We start from the raw sequence: 17,258 nt of genomic DNA, 5'->3' as shown, positions 1-17,258 counted from the left end.
GAGGGAGGGCACCGCATGACCGCCATGGACGGACCCGTCAGCGATGCCCTGCTCCGGCTGGGCGGCCACCTGCGTCCGGGAGAGGTGTCCGCGGACCTGCGGACGCTGTACAAGATCGGCGGCCGGCAGGGCGACGCCTTCTACCGCGACCGGTGGAGCCACGACCGGGTGGTGCGCTCGACGCACGGGGTGAACTGCACCGGCTCCTGCTCGTGGAAGGTCTACGTCAAGGACGGGATCATCACCTGGGAGGCGCAGCAGACCGACTACCCCGGCGTCGGCCCCGACCGGCCCGCGTACGAGCCGCGCGGCTGCCCTCGGGGCGCCGCGTTCTCCTGGTACACCTACTCCCCCACCCGGGTCCGCTTCCCCTACGCCCGCGGCGTGCTGGTGGAGATGTACCGGGAGGCGAAAGGGCGGCTCGGCGACCCGGTGGCCGCCTGGGCCGACGTCGTCTCCGACCCGGTACGGCGCCGCCGTTACCAGTCGGCCCGGGGCAAGGGCGGCCTGGTCCGCGTCACCTGGGACGAGGCGACGGAGATGATCGCCGCCGCGCACGTGCACACCATCAGGACGTACGGCCCCGACCGGGTCGCCGGGTTCTCCCCCATCCCCGCGATGTCCATGGTCTCCCACGCCGCGGGCGCCCGGTTCGTCTCGCTGATCGGCGGGACCATGCTGTCGTTCTACGACTGGTACGCCGACCTGCCGGTCGCCTCCCCGCAGGTCTTCGGCGACCAGACCGACGTGCCGGAGTCGGCCGACTGGTGGGACGCCGCCTACCTGATGCTGTGGGGCTCCAACGTGCCGGTCACCCGCACCCCCGACGCGCACTACATGGCCGAGGCCCGCTACCGCGGGCAGAAGGTCGTGGTCGTCTCCCCCGACTACAGCGATGCGACCAAGTTCGCCGACGAGTGGCTGGCCCCGCACCCGGGCACCGACGGCGCGCTGGCCATGGCCATGGGGCACGTGATCCTGAAGGAGTTCTTCGTCGACCGGCGGACGCCGTACTTCGACGACTACGTCCGGCGCCACACCGACCTGCCGTTCCTGGTCGCGCTGGAGGAGCGCGACGGCTCGTTCGTGCCGGGGAAGTTCCTGACCGCCGCCGACCTCGGTGGGGAGGCGCCCGCGCGGGCGGAGGCGGCCGAGGGGGCGGACACGGCCGAGACGGCGGAGGCGGCCGAAGCGGCGGAGGCGGCCGAGGCGGCGTTCAAGACGGTGCTCTGGGACCTCGCGGCCGGCGGTCCGGCCGTGCCCAACGGCTCGCTCGGCTTCCGCTACTCCGCCGGGGGCGAGGGCCGCTGGAACCTCGACCTGGGCGACATCGACCCGGCGGCGTCCCTGCACGGCCTGCCCGGGGCCGAGGCCGTCCCGGTCGCGCTGCCCCGCTTCGACCGGCCGGGCGGCGACGGGGTGCTGCGCCGCGGGGTGCCCGTGCTGCGGGTCGCCGGCCGCCTCGTCACCACGGTCTTCGACCTCCTGCTCGCCCAGTACGGCGTGACCCGCCCCGGCCTGCCGGGTGACTGGCCGTCCTCCTACGAGGACGCGGCCGAGCCGTACACCCCGGCCTGGCAGGAGGCGGTGACCGGGGTGCCGGCGGCGCGGGCGGCGCGGATCGCCCGGGAGTTCGCCCGCACGGCCGAGGAGTCCGGCGGCCGCTCGATGATCATCATGGGAGCGGGGACCAACCACTGGTTCCACTCCGACACGATCTACCGCTCGTTCCTGGCGCTGACCACGCTGACCGGCTGCCAGGGCGTCAACGGCGGCGGCTGGGCGCACTATGTGGGGCAGGAGAAGTGCCGGCCCATCACCGGCTGGGCGCAGCTGGCGTCCGGGCTCGACTGGTCGCGCCCGCCCCGGCAGATGATCGGCACCGCCTACTGGTACCTGCACACCGACCAGTGGCGCTACGACACCTACACCGCCGACGCCGTCTCCTCCCCGCTCGGCGACGGCTCGTTCGCCGGCAGGGCCACCGCGGACCTGCTGTCGCAGTCGGCGCGGCTGGGCTGGATGCCGTCGTATCCGACGTTCGACCGAAACCCCCTGGACCTGGCCGACGAGGCCGACGCGTCGGGGCTGGAGGCGGGGGCGTACGTCGCCGGGCGGGTCGCCTCGGGCGACCTCGGCTTCGCCTGCGAGGACCCCGACGCGCCGGGCAACTGGCCGCGGGTGCTGACCGTGTGGCGGGCCAACCTGCTGGGCTCGTCGGCCAAGGGCAACGAGTACTTCCTCCGCCACCTGCTGGGCACCGACTCGGCGGTGCGGGCGGAGGAGGCCGCGCCGGAGCAACGGCCCGGCGACGTGCGCTGGCGCGAGGAGGCCCCGCGGGGCAAGCTCGACCTGCTGCTGTCGCTGGACTTCCGCATGACGTCCACGACGCTGTTCTCCGACGTCGTGCTGCCCGCCGCGACGTGGTACGAGAAGCACGACCTGTCCTCGACCGACATGCACCCGTTCGTGCACGCCTTCTCCCCCGCGATCGACCCGCCCTGGCAGACCCGCACCGACTTCGCCGCGTTCACCGCCGTCGCCGAGGCGTTCAGCGCCCTGGCCCGCACCCACCTCGGGGTACGGCGGGACGTGGTGGCGGTGCCGCTGCTGCACGACACCCCCGACGAGCTGGCCACCCCGCACGGCCGGGTGCGCGACTGGCGGCGGACCGGTGAGACGCCCGTGCCCGGCCGGGACTTCCCGAAGATCGTGACGGTCGAGCGCGACTACGGCGCCGTCGCGGAGAAGATGGCGGCGCTCGGCCCCCTGGCGGACCGGCTCGGGGCGACCACCAAGGGCGTCACCTACGACGTGGCCGAGGAGGTGGACCGGCTGCGGCACGTCAACGGCGCCGTCCGCGGCGGAGTGGCCGACGGCCGGCCGTCCCTGGCCCGCGACGTGGACATGTGCGAGGCGATCCTCGCCCTGTCGGGCACCACCAACGGGCGGCTGGCCGCGCAGGGGTTCGCCACGCTGGCCCGCCGTACCGGGACTTCCTTCGAGGGGCTCGCCGACGAGCACAAGCGGATCACCTTCGCCGACACCCAGGCCCGCCCGGTGCCGGTGACCACCTCGCCGGAGTGGTCGGGCAGCGAGACCGGCGGACGCCGCTACTCGGCGTTCACCGTCAACGTCGAGCACCGCAAACCCTGGCACACCCTCACCGGACGCCAGCACTTCTTCCTGGACCACGACTGGATGCACGAGGCCGGGGAGGCGCTGCCGGTCTACCGGCCGCCGCTGAACATGACCGCGCTGTTCGGCGAGCCGGGCATCGGGGAGGGCGGCGCCGAGGGCGTCGTCGTGCGCTACCTCACCCCGCACTCCAAGTGGTCGATCCACTCCGAGTACCAGGACAACCTGCTGATGCTGTCGCTGTCGCGGGGCGGGCCGACCATCTGGATGAGCCCGGACGACGCCGCCCGCGCGGGCATCGCCGACAACGACTGGGTGGAGGCGGTCAACCGCAACGGCGTGGTGGTGGCGCGGGCGGTCGTCTCGCACCGTATGCCGGCCGGGACGGTGTACATGTACCACGCCCAGGAGCGGGTGGTGGACGTGCCGAAGAGCGAGACCTCCGGCAGGCGCGGCGGCATCCACAACTCCCTGACCCGCCTGCTGGTCAAGCCGACCCACCTCATCGGCGGCTACGCCCAGCTCACGTTCGCCTTCAACTATCTGGGCCCGACCGGCAACCAGCGCGACGAGGTCACGGTGGTCCGCCGCCGCTCGCAGGAGGTCGACTACTGATGCCCCTTCCCGAACCGCACCGCCCCTCCGGACGCTCCGGACACTCCGGATGCTCCGGGCTTCCCAGGAGGAAGGAGGTGGGCGGGCGATGACCAGGGTCATGGCGCAGCTCGCCATGGTGATGAACCTCGACAAGTGCATCGGCTGCCACACCTGCTCGGTCACCTGCAAGCAGGCGTGGACCAACCGGGCCGGCGTCGAGTACGTCTGGTTCAACAACGTCGAGACCCGTCCCGGCCAGGGCTACCCGCGCACCTACCAGGACCAGGAGAAGTGGAGGGGCGGCTGGGAGCTGAACCGGCGCGGTCGGCTCCGGCTACGGGCCGGCGGGCGGGTGCGCAAGCTGCTGTCCATCTTCGCCAACCCGCTGATGCCGTCGATCCAGGACTACTACGAGCCCTGGACCTACGACTACGACCGGCTGTTCTCCGCCCCCGCGCAGGACGACACCCCGGTCGCGCGGCCCAGGTCGCTCATCACCGGCGAGGAAACCAAGATCACCTGGAGTGCGAACTGGGACGACGACCTGGCCGGCGGGCCGGAGCTGGTCCCCGCCGACCCGGTGCTGCGCACGGTGTCGGAGGAGGTGAGGCTGGAGTTCGAGCGGGCGTTCATGTTCTACCTGCCGCGCATCTGCGAACACTGCCTCAACCCCTCATGCGTGGCCTCCTGTCCCTCCGGCGCGATGTACAAGCGCTCCGAGGACGGCATCGTCCTGGTCGACCAGGACCGCTGCCGCGGCTGGCGGATGTGCGTGACCGGCTGCCCGTACAAGAAGGTGTACTTCAACCATCGCACCGGCAAGGCCGAGAAGTGCACCTTCTGCTACCCGCGGGTCGAGGTGGGCATCCCCACCGTCTGCTCCGAGACGTGCGTCGGGCGGCTGCGCTACATCGGCCTGCTGCTGTACGACGCCGACCGGGTCGCCGAGGCCGCCGCCGTACCGGACGAGAAGGACCTGTACGAGGCGCAGCGGAGCGTGCTGCTCGACCCGCACGACCCCGAGGTGGTCGCGGCGGCCAGGGCGCAGGGCATCCCGGAGGACTGGCTGGAGGCCGCCCGCCGCTCCCCCGTGCACAAGCTGATCTTCGACTACGGCGTCGCGCTGCCGCTGCACCCGGAGTACCGGACGATGCCGATGGTCTGGTACATCCCGCCGCTGTCGCCGGTCGTCGACGCGCTGGCCGGCACCGGCCACGACGGCGAGGACGCGGGCAACCTGTTCGGCGCCATCGAGACGCTGCGCATCCCGATCGGCTACCTGGCCGGGCTGTTCACCGCCGGCGACCCCGAGCCGGTGCGCGCGGTCCTGCGCAGGCTGGCGGCGATGCGCTCCCACATGCGGCGCGACAACCTCGGACAGGAACCGGACCCCTCGATCGCCGAGGCCGTCGGCATGACCGGTGAGCGGATCGAGGAGATGTACCGGCTGCTGGCCATCGCCGCCTACGACGAGCGCTACGTCATCCCCCGGGCGCACGCCGAGCAGGGCGCGCGGCTGGAGGAGACGATGACCGGGTGCAGCCTCGACATCGAGGGCGGCCCCGGCATGGGCGGCCCGTTCGGTGAGGCGTCCGGCCCGCCCGCGCCGGCCTCCGTGGAGACCTTCCACGCGCTCAAGGAGCGGCAGACCGCCGGGGACCTGGCCGAGGCCGACCGGCTCCGCGGCCGGGTCAACCTCCTCAACTGGGACGGCAGGGGCGTCCCCGAGGGACTCTTCCCCCGCCGCGACGACGGCCCCGGCCAGGACGGCGGCCCCGGCCGCCATGGTGACGGTCCGCGTCCCGACGACGGCCTCCGCCACGAAGACGATTCCCGCCGCGACGATCCCCGCCACGAGGATGGAAGGATGTCATGAGCGCTCTCGACGACGCCGGGCTGCGCACCGCCCACATGGTGGCCTCGGTGCTGCTCGGCTACCCCGACGAACGGCTGTACGAGGCGCGGCCGCTCCTCGCCCGATCGGTGGGGACGCTTCCCCCCGGGGAGGTCCGCGCCCGGCTGGCCGCCTTCCTCCGCCACCTGGACGCCACCCCGCGGCCGGAGCTGGAGGCGCACTACGTGGCGACGTTCGACCTGAAACGGCGCTGCTGCCCGTACCTGACGTACTACGCCCACGGCGACACCCGGAAGCGGGGCGCGGCGCTGCTGCGGTTCAAGCACGCGGTCCGCGAGGCGGGGTTCGACCTCTCCGGCGGGGAGCTGCCCGACCACCTGGCGGTGGTGTGCGAGCTGTCGGCGCGCGGGGCCGTCGGACCCGCCGTACGGCTGTTGCGCGAGAACCGCGCGGGCCTGGCGGTGCTCGCGCGGGCGCTGCTGGAGGAGAGGTCGCCGTACGCCGATGTCGTGGCCGCGGTGCAGGCGACCCTCCCGCCGGCCCGTCCGTGGGAGCGGGAGGCGGCGCTGCGCCTGGCGGCCGAGGGGCCGCCCGCCGAGGAGGTCGGGCTGGAGCCCTACTCGATCGCGGGCGGCGACCGGTGAACGCCCTGGACACCGTGCTGTGGGTGGCGGTCCCCTACGTGTCGCTGACCGTGTTCGCGCTCGGCCACGTGTGGCGCTACCGCTACGACAGGTTCGGCTGGACCACGCGGTCGTCGCAGATGTACGAGTCGCGGCTGCTGCGGGCCGGCAGCCCGCTGTTCCACTTCGGCCTGCTCCTGGTGATCCTCGGCCACGTCGGCGGGCTGGTGGTTCCCAAGAGCTGGACGGAGGCCGCCGGGGTGAGCGAGACGGCCTACCATGTCACGGCCGTCGTGCTCGGCACGCTCGCGGGTGTGGCGACCGTGGGCGGCCTGGCGATCCTGGTCTACCGGCGCCGCACCGTCGGCCCGGTGTTCACCGCCACCACCCGCAACGACAAGCTCATGTACGCGGTGCTCGCCCTGACCATCGCGCTCGGCCTGGCCGCCACGGTCGTGGCCAACGTCCTCGGCGGCGGCTACGACTACCGCACGACGGTCTCCCCGTGGTTCCGGTCGGTCTTCCTGCTCCGTCCGGAGGGGGAGCTGATGGCGGGCGCCCCGCCGCTGTTCCGGCTGCACGCGCTCAGCGCGCTGGTGCTGTTCGCGATCTGGCCGTTCACCCGGCTGGTCCACGCGCTCACCGCCCCGATCGGCTATCTCACCCGCCCCTACATCGTCTACCGCAGCCGGGACGACCGGCGCGGTCTGGCGGCGCCCCGGCGCGGGTGGGAGCCGACCCGCTGACGGGCTCCGCGGGCCGTACGGCGAGCGCCCACCGTACGGCCCTCGCGGAAGGCCCGCGGAAGGCCCGCCGCACGGCCCGCTGACCGGCCCGCACGGCCCGCCGCACGGCCGCCCGACATGATGACGGCCGACCGGCCGTATCGCTGGAATTTTCATTCTTTATGCGCATTTAGGGACCTTGGTCCCGAGCGGCCCGACCAAAGACTCTGCCGCGCCGGCCGGCCGGCCCGCCAAGCTGATCCCCGCATGCCCGACGCCAGACGCCAGAGGATCCGGAAGGGATTCCCACGATGATGACCGTCCGACAGGCCGCCCGGGAGACGACCGGGCGAGGACCGTCGGCCACGCCGGCACCGACGCCGTCACAAGCCACGGCGGGCGCCATGTCGTCACGGGCCGCAGCGTCACGGGCCGCGGCGTCGCCGGCGCCGTCACAGGTCGCGGCGGGTGCCCCGCGGTCATGAGCGTTCTCGACGGCGGGGTGCGCACCGCCCACATGGTCGCCTCGGTGCTGCTCGGACGGCCCGACGAGGGGCTGCGGGAGGCGTGGCCGCTCCTGGCGAGGTCGGTCGCCACGCTCCCCTTCGGCGAGGTCCGCAACCGGCTGACCGCCTTCCTCGTCCACGTGGCGGCCACGTCCCAGACCGCCCTGCAGTTGCACCACACCGCGGTGCTCGGCCCGGAGCGGAGCCGCCGCTTCCGCCTGACCTGCCACTCCTCCGATGACGCCGCCGAACGTGAGGGGGCCATGCACCGATTCGAGGGCGCCTTCCGCACCGCGGGGTTCGGCCTGTCCGGCGAGGAGCCGGCCGACCACCTGGCGACGGTGTGCGAGCTGTCGGCCCGCGGCGCCGTCGAGCCCGCCGTGCAGTTGCTGCGCGAGCACCGCGCGGCCCTGACGGCGCTGCGCGAAGAGCTTGAGACGGAGGGGTCGCCGTACGCCCACGTCGTGGCGGCGGTGCAGGCGACCCTCCCCCCGCCCGGCCCGCGCGAGCGGCGCGCGGTGCCCTGCGTCGCGCGGGGCCGGTCCACCGCCCGATGACGGCGGGAACCCCCGCCCGGCGCCGGAGAGGTCAGGCGCCGAACGGGGGTTCCAGGCGAAGATTCCAGGCGGGGGTTCCGGGCGGAGGTCCCGGAAAGGGGTTCCGGCGGGGGTTCCGCGGACCGGCCGGCTCACCGCCCGATGACGCCGTACGGCGGGCCGGCCCGGCTCACCACTTGGTGATGTCGGGAAGCTGGTCGATGGAGATGGTCCTCGGGTTCGCCATCGACGCCTTCCACAGCGACTGGACGTCCTTGCCGCTGCCGTTCCAGTCGCGCGAGGCCCAGACGACGAAGTAGGGCCAGGGCGAGTCGGAGGACGGGTTCAGGGGGCTGAAGGTCTCCGCGACGCCCACGGTCTTGTTGTTCCCGATGGACCGGCAGGTGTTGAAGTCGCCCGAGCTCTGGAAGTAGTCGGAGGTGACGAGGTCGGTGTAGGCGTCACCCGGGTACCACGACGCCAGCGACGTGCCCTGCCCGCTGGCCATGCCGTTGAAGACCCACAGTACGTTGTGCACCCCGGCCGCCTGGGCGCGCTGGAAGATCAGCCTCCAGAGCCGCTTGTAGGCGTCGGCGCCCTTCTTGGTCCACCACATGTAGTTGTTGTTGCTCTCGTGGAGCGGGCGGAAGAGGACGGGGATGCCGGCGTCCCCCATCTTCTTGAGCTCCCGCACGACCAGGTCGATGTCCTGGTAGAGCTTGGACGAGGGGTTGTCGAGGTCGGGCACGAAGTCGCAGGGCGCCGAGTAGTTGCCGCCGCGCGGGCAGTACCAGTGCCACTGGAAGGCCACGATGCCGCGGTGGGAGCCGAACCAGTCGATGACGCTCTGCGTCTGGACGCTTCCCCGGGTGTACTCCATGAAGTCGAAGGCCACCATGGCCGGGTAGCGCCCGGTCAGCGACTTCACCCGGTCGGCGTCGGGGGCGTCGGTCTGGCCGCTGATGTAGGAGTGGGTCTTCAGGTAGCAGAGGAGGTTCCTGGCCTTGGAGTTCGCGGCCTGGTCGGCGGGCGTCTGCCCGCAGGCGGGGCCGGTGGGCGTGGGCGACGGGCTCGGCGCGACGCCGTAGACCTCGAACTCGTGGAGGGAGTAGCCCCAGGAGGTGCCGCGGGCGGTGCCGTACATCCGGACGTATCGCCCGCTGCCCGAGAGGGTCAGGTCGTCGATCCCGCCGTCACCGGTGACGGTGCTGTAGACCGTCGTCCAGTTCACCGCGTCGTCGGAGACCTGGATCTGGTAGCCCTTGGCGTAGGCGGCCTCCCAGTTCAGGGTCACGTGGACGACGGGGCGGACGACGCCCAGGTCCACCCGGATCCACTGCGGGTCGCTGTAGAGACTTGACCAGCGGGTGCCGGGGTCGCCGTCCACGGCGAGGCCGGGCCCCTGGGCGGAGCTCTCGTTCGACGAGGACGCGGCCGGCCGGTTCAGCGCCAGGTTGCCGGGCGGCACGGTGGGCGTGGTCGTGGGCGTCACCGTGGGGGTCGCCGTGGGGGTGACGGTCGGGTCCGGGGTGGGGGTGGTCGTCGGGCCGGTGCCGCCGCCGCAGGCCGCGCCGTTCAGCGTGAAGGCGGCCGGGGCGGCCGGGGAGCCGTTGTAGGTGACGTTGAAGCCGAAACCGGCCGAGCCGCCGTCTCCGGGGATGGCGGCGTTGTAGGAGACGTTCTTCGCCGAGACCGTCGCGCCGGACTGGACGTGGGTGGCGTTCCACATGTCGTTGACGGTCTGTCCGCCGGGGAAGGTCCAGGTCAGCGTCCAGCCGTCGACGGCGGTGGGGGCGTCGTTGACGACGGTCACGTTGACGGTGCCACCGGAGCCCCAGTCGTTGACGACCTGGTACAGCACCCGGCAGGGGGCCGCGGCGGCCTGCGCGGCGGGCAGTGCGACCAGCACGGCGGCCAGCAGGGCCACCGCCGCCGTGAGGCTCGTCAGAGTGGCTCTGACGCGCCGTCCATGATCTCTCATGCGATCTCCTGGGCGTACGAGGGTGGGGGGTGCCCCGGGCGGCGCGCCTCTCCCGTGGAACGGAGCGGCGCGCCGCGGCCCGGCCGGGACACCGGTCGGCGCGGCGGCCCGTCGGCGGGGTACGAGGATGGTTGAACTAAACCGGTTCAGCTGTCAAACATCCGGGATAGGGCCTGCCGCTACCTCGAACAGCACGTGAAAGTTTCACCTGACCCCGTGTTTCGGAAGCCTTTCGGACGATCCAGGAAAAGGCTTTCCTTTACCGGTTCAGGAAGTACGGTGACCGCGTGGAGACCCTGGAGGGCACGCCGGGGACACGGCGGTCCCCCCGGGGCGAGGTGGAAGGATCACCGCCGCACACCCCGGAACCGGCCGGGGGCACGCGACGGGCAGGTACGGGATCAGGCGGGCGCGAGACGCTCGGCGGCCATGTCGCGCAGCCGGTCGGCGAACGCGAGCGCCTGCTCGGGCGTCATGCGCGGCTCGGGACCGACGTAGAAGACCACGATGTCGCCGTTGGGGGACGTCGTGGCCGCGAAGGGGAGCGAAGGTGAGATGACCATGATGAGATCATTCTTGCCTGCCCCACCGACATTTCGCAGTTCGTTTAACCCGCGGCCGACCGCTGCGGAGCCGTCCGCGCCTTGCCGATCCGCGCACGGAACTTGCCCGTACGCGTTCGGAGCCGTCGATCGCCTCTTCCGTCCGGGCCGGAGGAGGACAGTATGGTTCTCCTCCAGACCGCGGCGGGTACCGGCCTCCACGGAGCAGGTGAGGGCCGTCCACCGCGTGCGGATCGCTCCGGCGCGCGCCGTACGGCCGCCGGGGCCGACCATTCCCCCCAGCTCACCGAGGCAGCATGTCAACCAGAAAACTCCTGGCCGTGTCCGTGTCCTCCCTGGTGGTCGCGGGCGCCCTGTGGACGGGCACCGGGACCGCCCGCACGGCGTCGTCCTCGACGCTCACCGTCGCGAGCACCGCCGACACGACGATCACCCAGGTGACGCAGGACGGTGACAACGGCGTCAAGACGACGCTCGCCACCTGCCCCGCGACGTGCGAGGGCAACTCCCGGGGACAGCGTGACGCCGTCGTCGCGTTCGACGTCAGCGGGCTTCCCGCAGGCGCCCGGAACATCAGGGCGAGCCTCCAGCTGTACTCCTGGAACGCCTACACCGCGACCACCACGGCGCACACCACGACCGGGGACGCCACCGGTGACGGCTCATGGGCCGACCGGGGCACGCCGGGTGCGGCGCTGGACACCAGGACCGCCGTCACCGCCGGATACAACGCCTGGGACGTCTCCGAGGCCGTCCGCGGCAACGGGAAGCTCGTCTTCACCGTCATGCAGACGGCACGCACCACCCGCACCTACTGGGCCTCCCGGGAGAACTCCTCCGCCTCCCTCAGGCCCCGTCTGGTCATCACCTACGACCCCTCCTCCACCGCCTCGCCGCCCCCCACCGGCAGCCCCACACCGAGACCGACCGCGTCCCCGACGTCCAGCCCGACGCCGACGGCCTCCTCGACCGGTGGCCCGGCCGGTTGGACGAAAGTCTGGGCCGACGAGTTCGACGGCGCGTCTCTGGACACCTCGACGTGGGAGGCACGGAACAACACCCGCGTGGACTTCGACCGGGCCTGCATCACCAACCGGCCGGAGAACGTCCGTGTCTCGGGAGGGTCGCTCTTCCTCACGGCGCGGAAGGAGACGCGCACCTGCGGCTCGGAGACCCGCGCCTACACCACCGCCTACCTCACCACCATGAAGCGGCTCTCGTTCACCTATGGGCGCTTCGAGGTACGGGCCAAGTCGCCCAACGGCCCGACCGGCTCGACCGGGCTGTGGCCCGCCTTCTGGCTCCGCCCCGAGGACGGCGCCAACGGTGAGATCGACGTCATGGAGCTGCCCGGCGGGTCGGCGTACTACGCGGCGGCCACCCAGGCCATCTTCAACAGCTACAGTCCCCAGGTGAAGCAGGACCAGCGTTTCCCCTTCACCACCGGGTACCCCGGCGACGGCTTCCACACCTACACCACCGAGTGGGAACCCGGGGTGATGCGGTGGTACATCGACGGCCGGAAGGTCTGGCAGCGGGACCGCACGACCACCTCGTGGTTCGACTCGGCGTTCAGCAAGCCGTACCACCTGCGGTTCACCTTCCACGTGGGCGGCTGGCTCGGTGACCCCGACGCCGCCACCCGGTTCCCCGCGGACTTCCAGGTCGACTACGTCCGCGTCTGGAAGCGGAGCTAAGCGGAGCTAGCGGCCGTCCCGCCGACGGAACTCCGGCCCCGGTGCGGGGCACTCCCCGGGCACCGCGGCGTCCCGGGGTGCGCCCCGCACGGTCCCCTCAGGACACCGTGCGGGGCGTGCCGTTCAGGGTGACCGCGGCCGGGGCCGGGTCGGATGGGCTGTGACATGCCGGTGGGACAGGCAGGCATGCCGGGAAACCGGCCCGGGAAGGCGACCGCCGCACGGGCGTGAAAGCGCGGCGGCGGATCGGGAGAGGAAAGGGTGACCGCCGAACCACGCCCAGGGTCCGCCCGGTGGATCCTCGCCGCGACGGGGATCCGCCAGACGGGACCCGAGGGCCGCACCCGACCGGAGACCGTCGTGACGACGATGTGCCAGGCCGCCCGCCCGGTGGGGGACGCCGGAACCGACCGGCTCCCCCTGGACGACCCGGAGCGGTTCACCGCGGTCTTCGACGCCCATTTCGGGGAGATCCACCGCTACGTCGCCCAGCGGCTCGGCCCGGACGCCGCGGAGGACGTCGTCGCCGAGACGTTCCTCACCGCGTTCCGCAAGCGGGCGCGCTACGACCCCTCCCGCGCCGGCGTCCGGGCCTGGCTGTACGGCATCGCCACCAACCTCGTCAGCAGGCACCGCCGCGTCGAGGTGCGCACGTTGCGCGCCCTCGGACGGCACGGCCCCGACCCCGACCATCCGGGCCACGAGGAGCGGGTCACCGTACGGGTGAGTGCGCAGAGCCTGCGGCCGGAGCTGGCGGCGGCCCTGGCCGGGCTGCACCGCCGCGACCGTGACGTGCTGCTCCTGGTCGCCCTGGCCGGACTGAGCCACGAGGAGATCGCCACCGCTCTCGGCATCCCGTACGGGACCGTCGGCTCGCGGCTGAACCGGGCCAGAAGGAAGCTCCGCGCCGCGCTCGGCGGCGTCAACCCGATGCTCGACGCCGAGGAGGCCGGTCGTGGATGAGCTGGAGAGGGTCCGCGAGCTGTACGGCGAGCCGCAGGCCGGCCCCTTCGCCGAGGCCCGGGTGCGCGCCAGGCTGGATGCCGCGATCGGCGCCGGGGCGGAGGGCGAAGCCGGCGCGAGGAGCGGGATCGGGGCGGGGAGCGGCTCCCGCCGTCCGCGGCCGCCGTGGGCGATGGCGGTCGCCGGCCTCGCCGTCGCCGTCGCGGCGGCGACGGCGGTGATCGCGGTCCCGGTGACGTCCGGGGTTCCGGGGTCCGGCGGCCCGGGATCCGGCGGGCCCGGCACAGGGGCCGCCGGGCTCTCCGGGCTCTCCGGGCGGTCGATCCTGCTCGCGGCGGCCACCTCGGCCGAGTCCGGAGCCGGAGCCGGAGCCGGGGCCGGGGCCGGGGCGGGGACGACGGCGGCCGGCGCCTACTGGCACGTCGCGAAGCTGCGCCGGCGGACCCTGCCGGAACCGCTGGGCGGCGGCCCGGACCGGTACCGCGTGGTGGAGTGGCGGCTGACCGAGCTGTGGGCCGCCCGGGACGGCCGGGCCTGGACCGCCTCCCGGGCGCTGGGGGTCCGTCCCGCGGGCGAGGCCGACGAGGCGGCCTGGCGCCGCGACGGTTCCCCGTCGGAGTGGCGGAACGGACCGGCGAGGCTGTCCACGTCCCCGGGCGGGGGCGAGCTCACGGAGATCACCGGCGAGGCGCCCTTCAGCATGGCGGGTCACGGGATGACCCTGCGGCGGGTCGAGGGCCTCCCGTCCGACCCGCGGGCGCTGCGGGACCTGGTGACCGGGACGGTGGCGGAGCCGCCCGCCCCCGGCACGACGGACCACGGCACGACGGGCGGCGACGGGACCGTGCCGGGTGGCACGGCGGGCATCGGGGACACGACCGGCGAGGCCGGCATGGCTCACGGGACCCACGGGACCGGCGGGGCCGGCCGGGCCGCGGTGGACGGGGGTCTCGTGGCGGACGCGCTGAGCGGTCTGCTGTGGAGCAAGCCGTCCCCGCCCGCCGTACGCGCCGCCGCCTACCGGGCCCTCGCCGAGTCGCCGGACGTCCGCTACCTGGGCCGGGCCGCCGACGTGCGGGGCAGGGCGGGCGAGGCGTTCTCCTTCACCGTGCGGACCCCCGTGCCCTTCCGGCGGACGCTGGTCATCGACCCGGGCACCTCCCAGGTGCTGTCCAGCACCACCTCCGGCCGGCCGGGGGCGGCCGGCGACGAGGTGGAGGTGGTGCTGGAGGCGGGCTGGACGGACGACGGGCCCGCCGTGACCCCGGTGTCCCGGCTGCCCCGCGTCCCCGGGCCCTCCTGAGCGGGGCGGCGTCCGCGCGGGCACCCGGACGCGGTCCCGGCCGGAGGGTCCGGCGGCCCGACCGGCGTCCCGGGGCTCCGCGCGGAGCCCCGGGACGCCGGTCGGGGCCGGCCCCATACAGGACGCCGGCCGTCCGGGTTCTCAGGACACCGAGCAGGGCGTGCCGTTCAGGGTGAACGCGGCCGGGGCCGGGTTGCCGGAGCCGTAGGAGCCGTTGAACCCGATGCCGGTCGAGGCGCCGGGCGCGAGGGAGGCGTTCCACGACAGGCTCGTCGCGGTGACGTCGGCGCCCGACTGTGACCAGGTCGCCGACCAGCCCTGGGTGACGCGCTGGTCGCCGGGGAAGGTGAACCGCAGCGTCCAGCCGTTGATCGCGGAGGTTCCGGTGTTGGCGACGGTGACGGTGGCCCCGAAGCCCCCGCCGCCCCAGTCGCCGGCGGCGTAGGTGATCCGGCATCCCCCGCCGCCGTTCCCGGCCCTCGTGGTGACGTTCACTGTGCCGGACCTGGGCGAGCGGTTGCCCGCCGCGTCGCGGGCGTAGACCGCGAACGTGTACGCGGTGCCCGCGGACAGGCCGGTGACCGTCGCCGAGGGGGCCGCCTGCGTCGCCACCGTGGTCTCGGTCGTGCCCTGCACCCGTACGACGTCGTAGGCCGTCACGCCGACGTCGTCGCTCGACGCCGCCCAGGACAGTTCGACCTGCGAGGACGTCACCTCCGACGCGACCGGCACACCGGGCGCGGACGGCGGGGCGGTGTCGGCGGGCGTGTCCCGGTAGGTCAGGCCGTGGCCGTAGGGGAAGAGCGGCGTCTTGCCGTCCCCGTCGTTGATCGGCTGCTGGCTCACGTCGCTCATCCAGGTCATCGGCAGCTTCCCGGTGGGCTTGACCGCGCCGAACAGGACGTCGGCGACGCCCCGCCCCTCGGTGCCCGGCAACCAGGCGGCCACCAGGGCGTCCCAGCCGGGCAGCTGGGCGGCGATGTCCAGCGGGCGGCCCGAGACCAGCACCACGACCAGCGGCACCCCGGCCCGGCGCAGCGTGTCGAGGGTGCGCAGGTCGGTGGCGTCCAGGCCCATGGATCCGGTGCGGTCGCCCTGGCCCTCGGCGTACGGGGTCTCGCCCACCACGGCGATCGCCGCCCGGTAGGAGCCGTCGACGCCGCTGCCGTCGCGGCTGTAGGTCACCGTCGCCGCCGAGCCGACGGTGTCGCGGATGCCCTGGAGGATGGTGGTGCCGGGGGTGATGTTCCCCGTGGAGCCCTGCCAGGTGACGGTCCAGCCGCCGCTCTGGACGCCGATGTCGTCGGCGCTCTTGCCTGCGACGAAGATCTTCCCGCCGGAGGCGGTCAGCGGCAGGACGTTCCCGCTGTTCTTCAGCAGCACCTGCGACTTCGCCACCGCCTGGCGGGCCAGGGCGCGGTGCGCCGCGCTGCCCACGGTGGAGGTGTAGGACCGGTCGGTCAGCGGCTTCTCGAAGAGTCCCAGCTCGAACTTCTTGGTCAGGATGCGCCGTACGGCGTCGTCCACCCGCGAGGTCGCCACCCGCCCGGCCTGCACCTCGGCCCGCAGCAGGGTGATGAACTGCTTCCACGCCTGGGGCTCCATCACCATGTCGACGCCGGCGTTGACCGCGGTGCGCACGTCGGTGGCCGACAGCCCCTCGGCGCCGTCGATCTGGTCCACGCCGTTCCAGTCGGAGACGACGATCCCGGTGAAGCCCAGCTCGCCCTTGAGCACGGAGGTGATCAGGTACCGGTCGCCGTGCGTCTTGACGCCGTTCCAGCTGCTGTAGGAGACCATCACCGAGCCGACCCCGCGATCCACCGCGGCCTTGAACGGCGGCAGGTGGACCGCCCGCAGCTCGGCCTCGGTCAGGCGGGCGTCGCCCTGGTCATCCCCGCCGGCCGTGCCGCCGTCTCCGACGTAGTGCTTGGCGGTGGCCATCACCGAGGCCGGGCCGCCCAGCTGCGAGCCCTGCAGTCCGGTGACGATCGTCGTCATCGACGCGGGGAGCTCGGGCACCTCGCCGAACGACTCGTAGGTGCGTCCCCACCGGTCGTCGCGTGCCACGCACACGCAGGGGGCGAAGTCCCAGTCGACGCCCGTGCCGGAGACCTCCTCGGCGACCGCCCGGCCGATCTGCCGCACCAGCTCGGGGTCCCGGGTGGCGCCGAGCCCGATGTTGTGCGGGAAGATCGTGGCGCCGACCACGTTGTTGTGGCCGTGCACCGCGTCCGCGCCGTAGACGAGGGGGACGCCCAGCGGCGTGGCGAGGGCGGCCCGCTGGAAGCCGTCGTACATGTCGGCCCAGGAGGCGGCGTTGTTCGGGGAGGGCGCCGAGCCGCCGCCGGACAGCAGGGAGCCCAGCCGGTAGGCCGTGATGTCGGCGGCGGTGACGGAGGCGCGCTCCGCCTGGGTCATCTGGCCGATCTTCTCGTCCAGCGTCATCCGCGAGAGCAGGTCGGCGACGCGGGTCGCCACCGGCAGGGACGGGTCCCGGTAGGGCTCTCCGGCCGTGGCCCGGAGCCCCGCTCCCGGGCCGGCCATGGCCGGGGTTCCCGCTCCGGCCACGGTCGTGGCCCCCGTCGCGGTTCCCGGGCCGGACGCGGCCCCGGCCGTGGTGGTCGCCGCCGGGATCGACATCCCGGCGGCCAGCAGCGCGGCGGTGAGCCCGGCGCGGAGCCGGGCCCGGCGGCCGGGTGGGAGGGAGGTGCGCACTTCGGTCCCCTTCACAGGGTTCGGTCCCCTTCACGAGGGTCGTCGGCGGGGCG

General features: G+C 73.5%; 11 protein-coding genes. 8 read left to right on the top strand and 3 right to left on the bottom strand.

Features of this window, described 5'->3' with window-relative positions:
- The first annotated feature begins 15 nt into the window (after positions 1-15).
- The 5 genes from ACZ6W9_RS13380 to ACZ6W9_RS13360 all read left to right on the top strand — a co-directional run bounded on the left by ACZ6W9_RS13380 (position 16) and on the right by ACZ6W9_RS13360 (position 8,001).
- On the top strand, positions 16-3,753 hold the full coding sequence (locus tag ACZ6W9_RS13380) for a nitrate reductase subunit alpha (protein ID WP_470117868.1): 3,738 nt from the start codon (positions 16-18) through the stop codon (positions 3,751-3,753).
- Between the two features lie 88 nt (positions 3,754-3,841).
- Positions 3,842-5,611, top strand: a complete 1,770-nt coding sequence (narH, locus tag ACZ6W9_RS13375; RefSeq protein WP_389955487.1) for a nitrate reductase subunit beta — start codon at positions 3,842-3,844, stop codon at positions 5,609-5,611.
- Positions 5,608-6,234, top strand: a complete 627-nt coding sequence (gene narJ / locus ACZ6W9_RS13370) for a nitrate reductase molybdenum cofactor assembly chaperone (protein ID WP_389955489.1) — start codon at positions 5,608-5,610, stop codon at positions 6,232-6,234. Before narH ends, narJ begins: the two co-directional genes overlap by 4 nt.
- On the top strand, positions 6,231-6,959 hold the full coding sequence (gene narI / locus ACZ6W9_RS13365) for a respiratory nitrate reductase subunit gamma (protein WP_389955492.1): 729 nt from the start codon (positions 6,231-6,233) through the stop codon (positions 6,957-6,959). The genes narJ and narI overlap by 4 nt, the downstream gene beginning before the upstream one ends.
- A gap of 460 nt (positions 6,960-7,419) precedes the next feature.
- Positions 7,420-8,001 carry a nitrate reductase molybdenum cofactor assembly chaperone gene (locus ACZ6W9_RS13360; protein WP_470117865.1) on the top strand — a complete coding sequence of 194 codons (582 nt, stop codon included), beginning with the start codon at positions 7,420-7,422 and terminating at the stop codon, positions 7,999-8,001.
- A 169-nt stretch (positions 8,002-8,170) separates the two neighbouring features.
- Here ACZ6W9_RS13360 and ACZ6W9_RS13355 read toward each other — a convergent pair whose 3' ends face one another.
- Both ACZ6W9_RS13355 and ACZ6W9_RS13350 read right to left on the bottom strand, forming a co-directional pair.
- Complete coding sequence (locus tag ACZ6W9_RS13355; protein ID WP_389955498.1) at positions 8,171-9,961, bottom strand: glycosyl hydrolase; 1,791 nt, start codon at positions 9,959-9,961, stop codon at positions 8,171-8,173.
- A 401-nt stretch (positions 9,962-10,362) separates the two neighbouring features.
- Positions 10,363-10,524, bottom strand: a complete 162-nt coding sequence (locus tag ACZ6W9_RS13350; RefSeq protein ID WP_179818717.1) for a hypothetical protein — start codon at positions 10,522-10,524, stop codon at positions 10,363-10,365.
- Positions 10,525-10,820: 296 nt separating this feature from the next.
- On the opposite strand from ACZ6W9_RS13350, the gene ACZ6W9_RS13345 reads away from it, so the two are divergent.
- The 3 genes from ACZ6W9_RS13345 (at position 10,821) to ACZ6W9_RS13335 (ending at position 14,487) form a co-directional block, all read left to right on the top strand.
- Positions 10,821-12,221: a family 16 glycosylhydrolase gene (locus ACZ6W9_RS13345; protein WP_470117863.1), complete on the top strand. Its 1,401-nt coding sequence runs from the start codon at positions 10,821-10,823 to the stop codon at positions 12,219-12,221.
- A gap of 261 nt (positions 12,222-12,482) precedes the next feature.
- Positions 12,483-13,184 carry an RNA polymerase sigma factor gene (locus ACZ6W9_RS13340; RefSeq protein ID WP_470117861.1) on the top strand — a complete coding sequence of 234 codons (702 nt, stop codon included), beginning with the start codon at positions 12,483-12,485 and terminating at the stop codon, positions 13,182-13,184.
- Positions 13,177-14,487 carry a hypothetical protein gene (locus ACZ6W9_RS13335; protein WP_470117859.1) on the top strand — a complete coding sequence of 437 codons (1,311 nt, stop codon included), beginning with the start codon at positions 13,177-13,179 and terminating at the stop codon, positions 14,485-14,487. Before ACZ6W9_RS13340 ends, ACZ6W9_RS13335 begins: the two co-directional genes overlap by 8 nt.
- A 141-nt stretch (positions 14,488-14,628) precedes the next feature.
- Here the strand turns inward: ACZ6W9_RS13335 and ACZ6W9_RS13330 are convergent, their stop codons facing one another.
- Positions 14,629-17,205 carry a glycoside hydrolase family 3 N-terminal domain-containing protein gene (locus ACZ6W9_RS13330; protein ID WP_470117857.1) on the bottom strand — a complete coding sequence of 859 codons (2,577 nt, stop codon included), beginning with the start codon at positions 17,203-17,205 and terminating at the stop codon, positions 14,629-14,631.
- Positions 17,206-17,258: the final 53 nt, after the last annotated feature.

The sequence above is a fragment of the Streptosporangium sp. NPDC053982 genome (assembly GCF_055585205.1).
Note: the sequence above shows the minus strand (reverse complement) of the source record. Positions and strands in the feature narration are given on the sequence as shown.

Coding starts and splice junctions, on each gene's coding strand:
- ACZ6W9_RS13345 (WP_470117863.1), top strand. CDS start 10,821: ATGTCAACCAGAAAACTCCTGGCCGTGTCCGTGTCCTCCCTGGTGGTC.
- ACZ6W9_RS13360 (WP_470117865.1), top strand. CDS start 7,420: ATGAGCGTTCTCGACGGCGGGGTGCGCACCGCCCACATGGTCGCCTCG.
- ACZ6W9_RS13380 (WP_470117868.1), top strand. CDS start 16: ATGACCGCCATGGACGGACCCGTCAGCGATGCCCTGCTCCGGCTGGGC.
- narJ (WP_389955489.1), top strand. CDS start 5,608: ATGAGCGCTCTCGACGACGCCGGGCTGCGCACCGCCCACATGGTGGCC.
- narH (WP_389955487.1), top strand. CDS start 3,842: ATGACCAGGGTCATGGCGCAGCTCGCCATGGTGATGAACCTCGACAAG.
- ACZ6W9_RS13350 (WP_179818717.1), bottom strand. CDS start 10,524: ATGGTCATCTCACCTTCGCTCCCCTTCGCGGCCACGACGTCCCCCAAC.
- ACZ6W9_RS13355 (WP_389955498.1), bottom strand. CDS start 9,961: ATGAGAGATCATGGACGGCGCGTCAGAGCCACTCTGACGAGCCTCACG.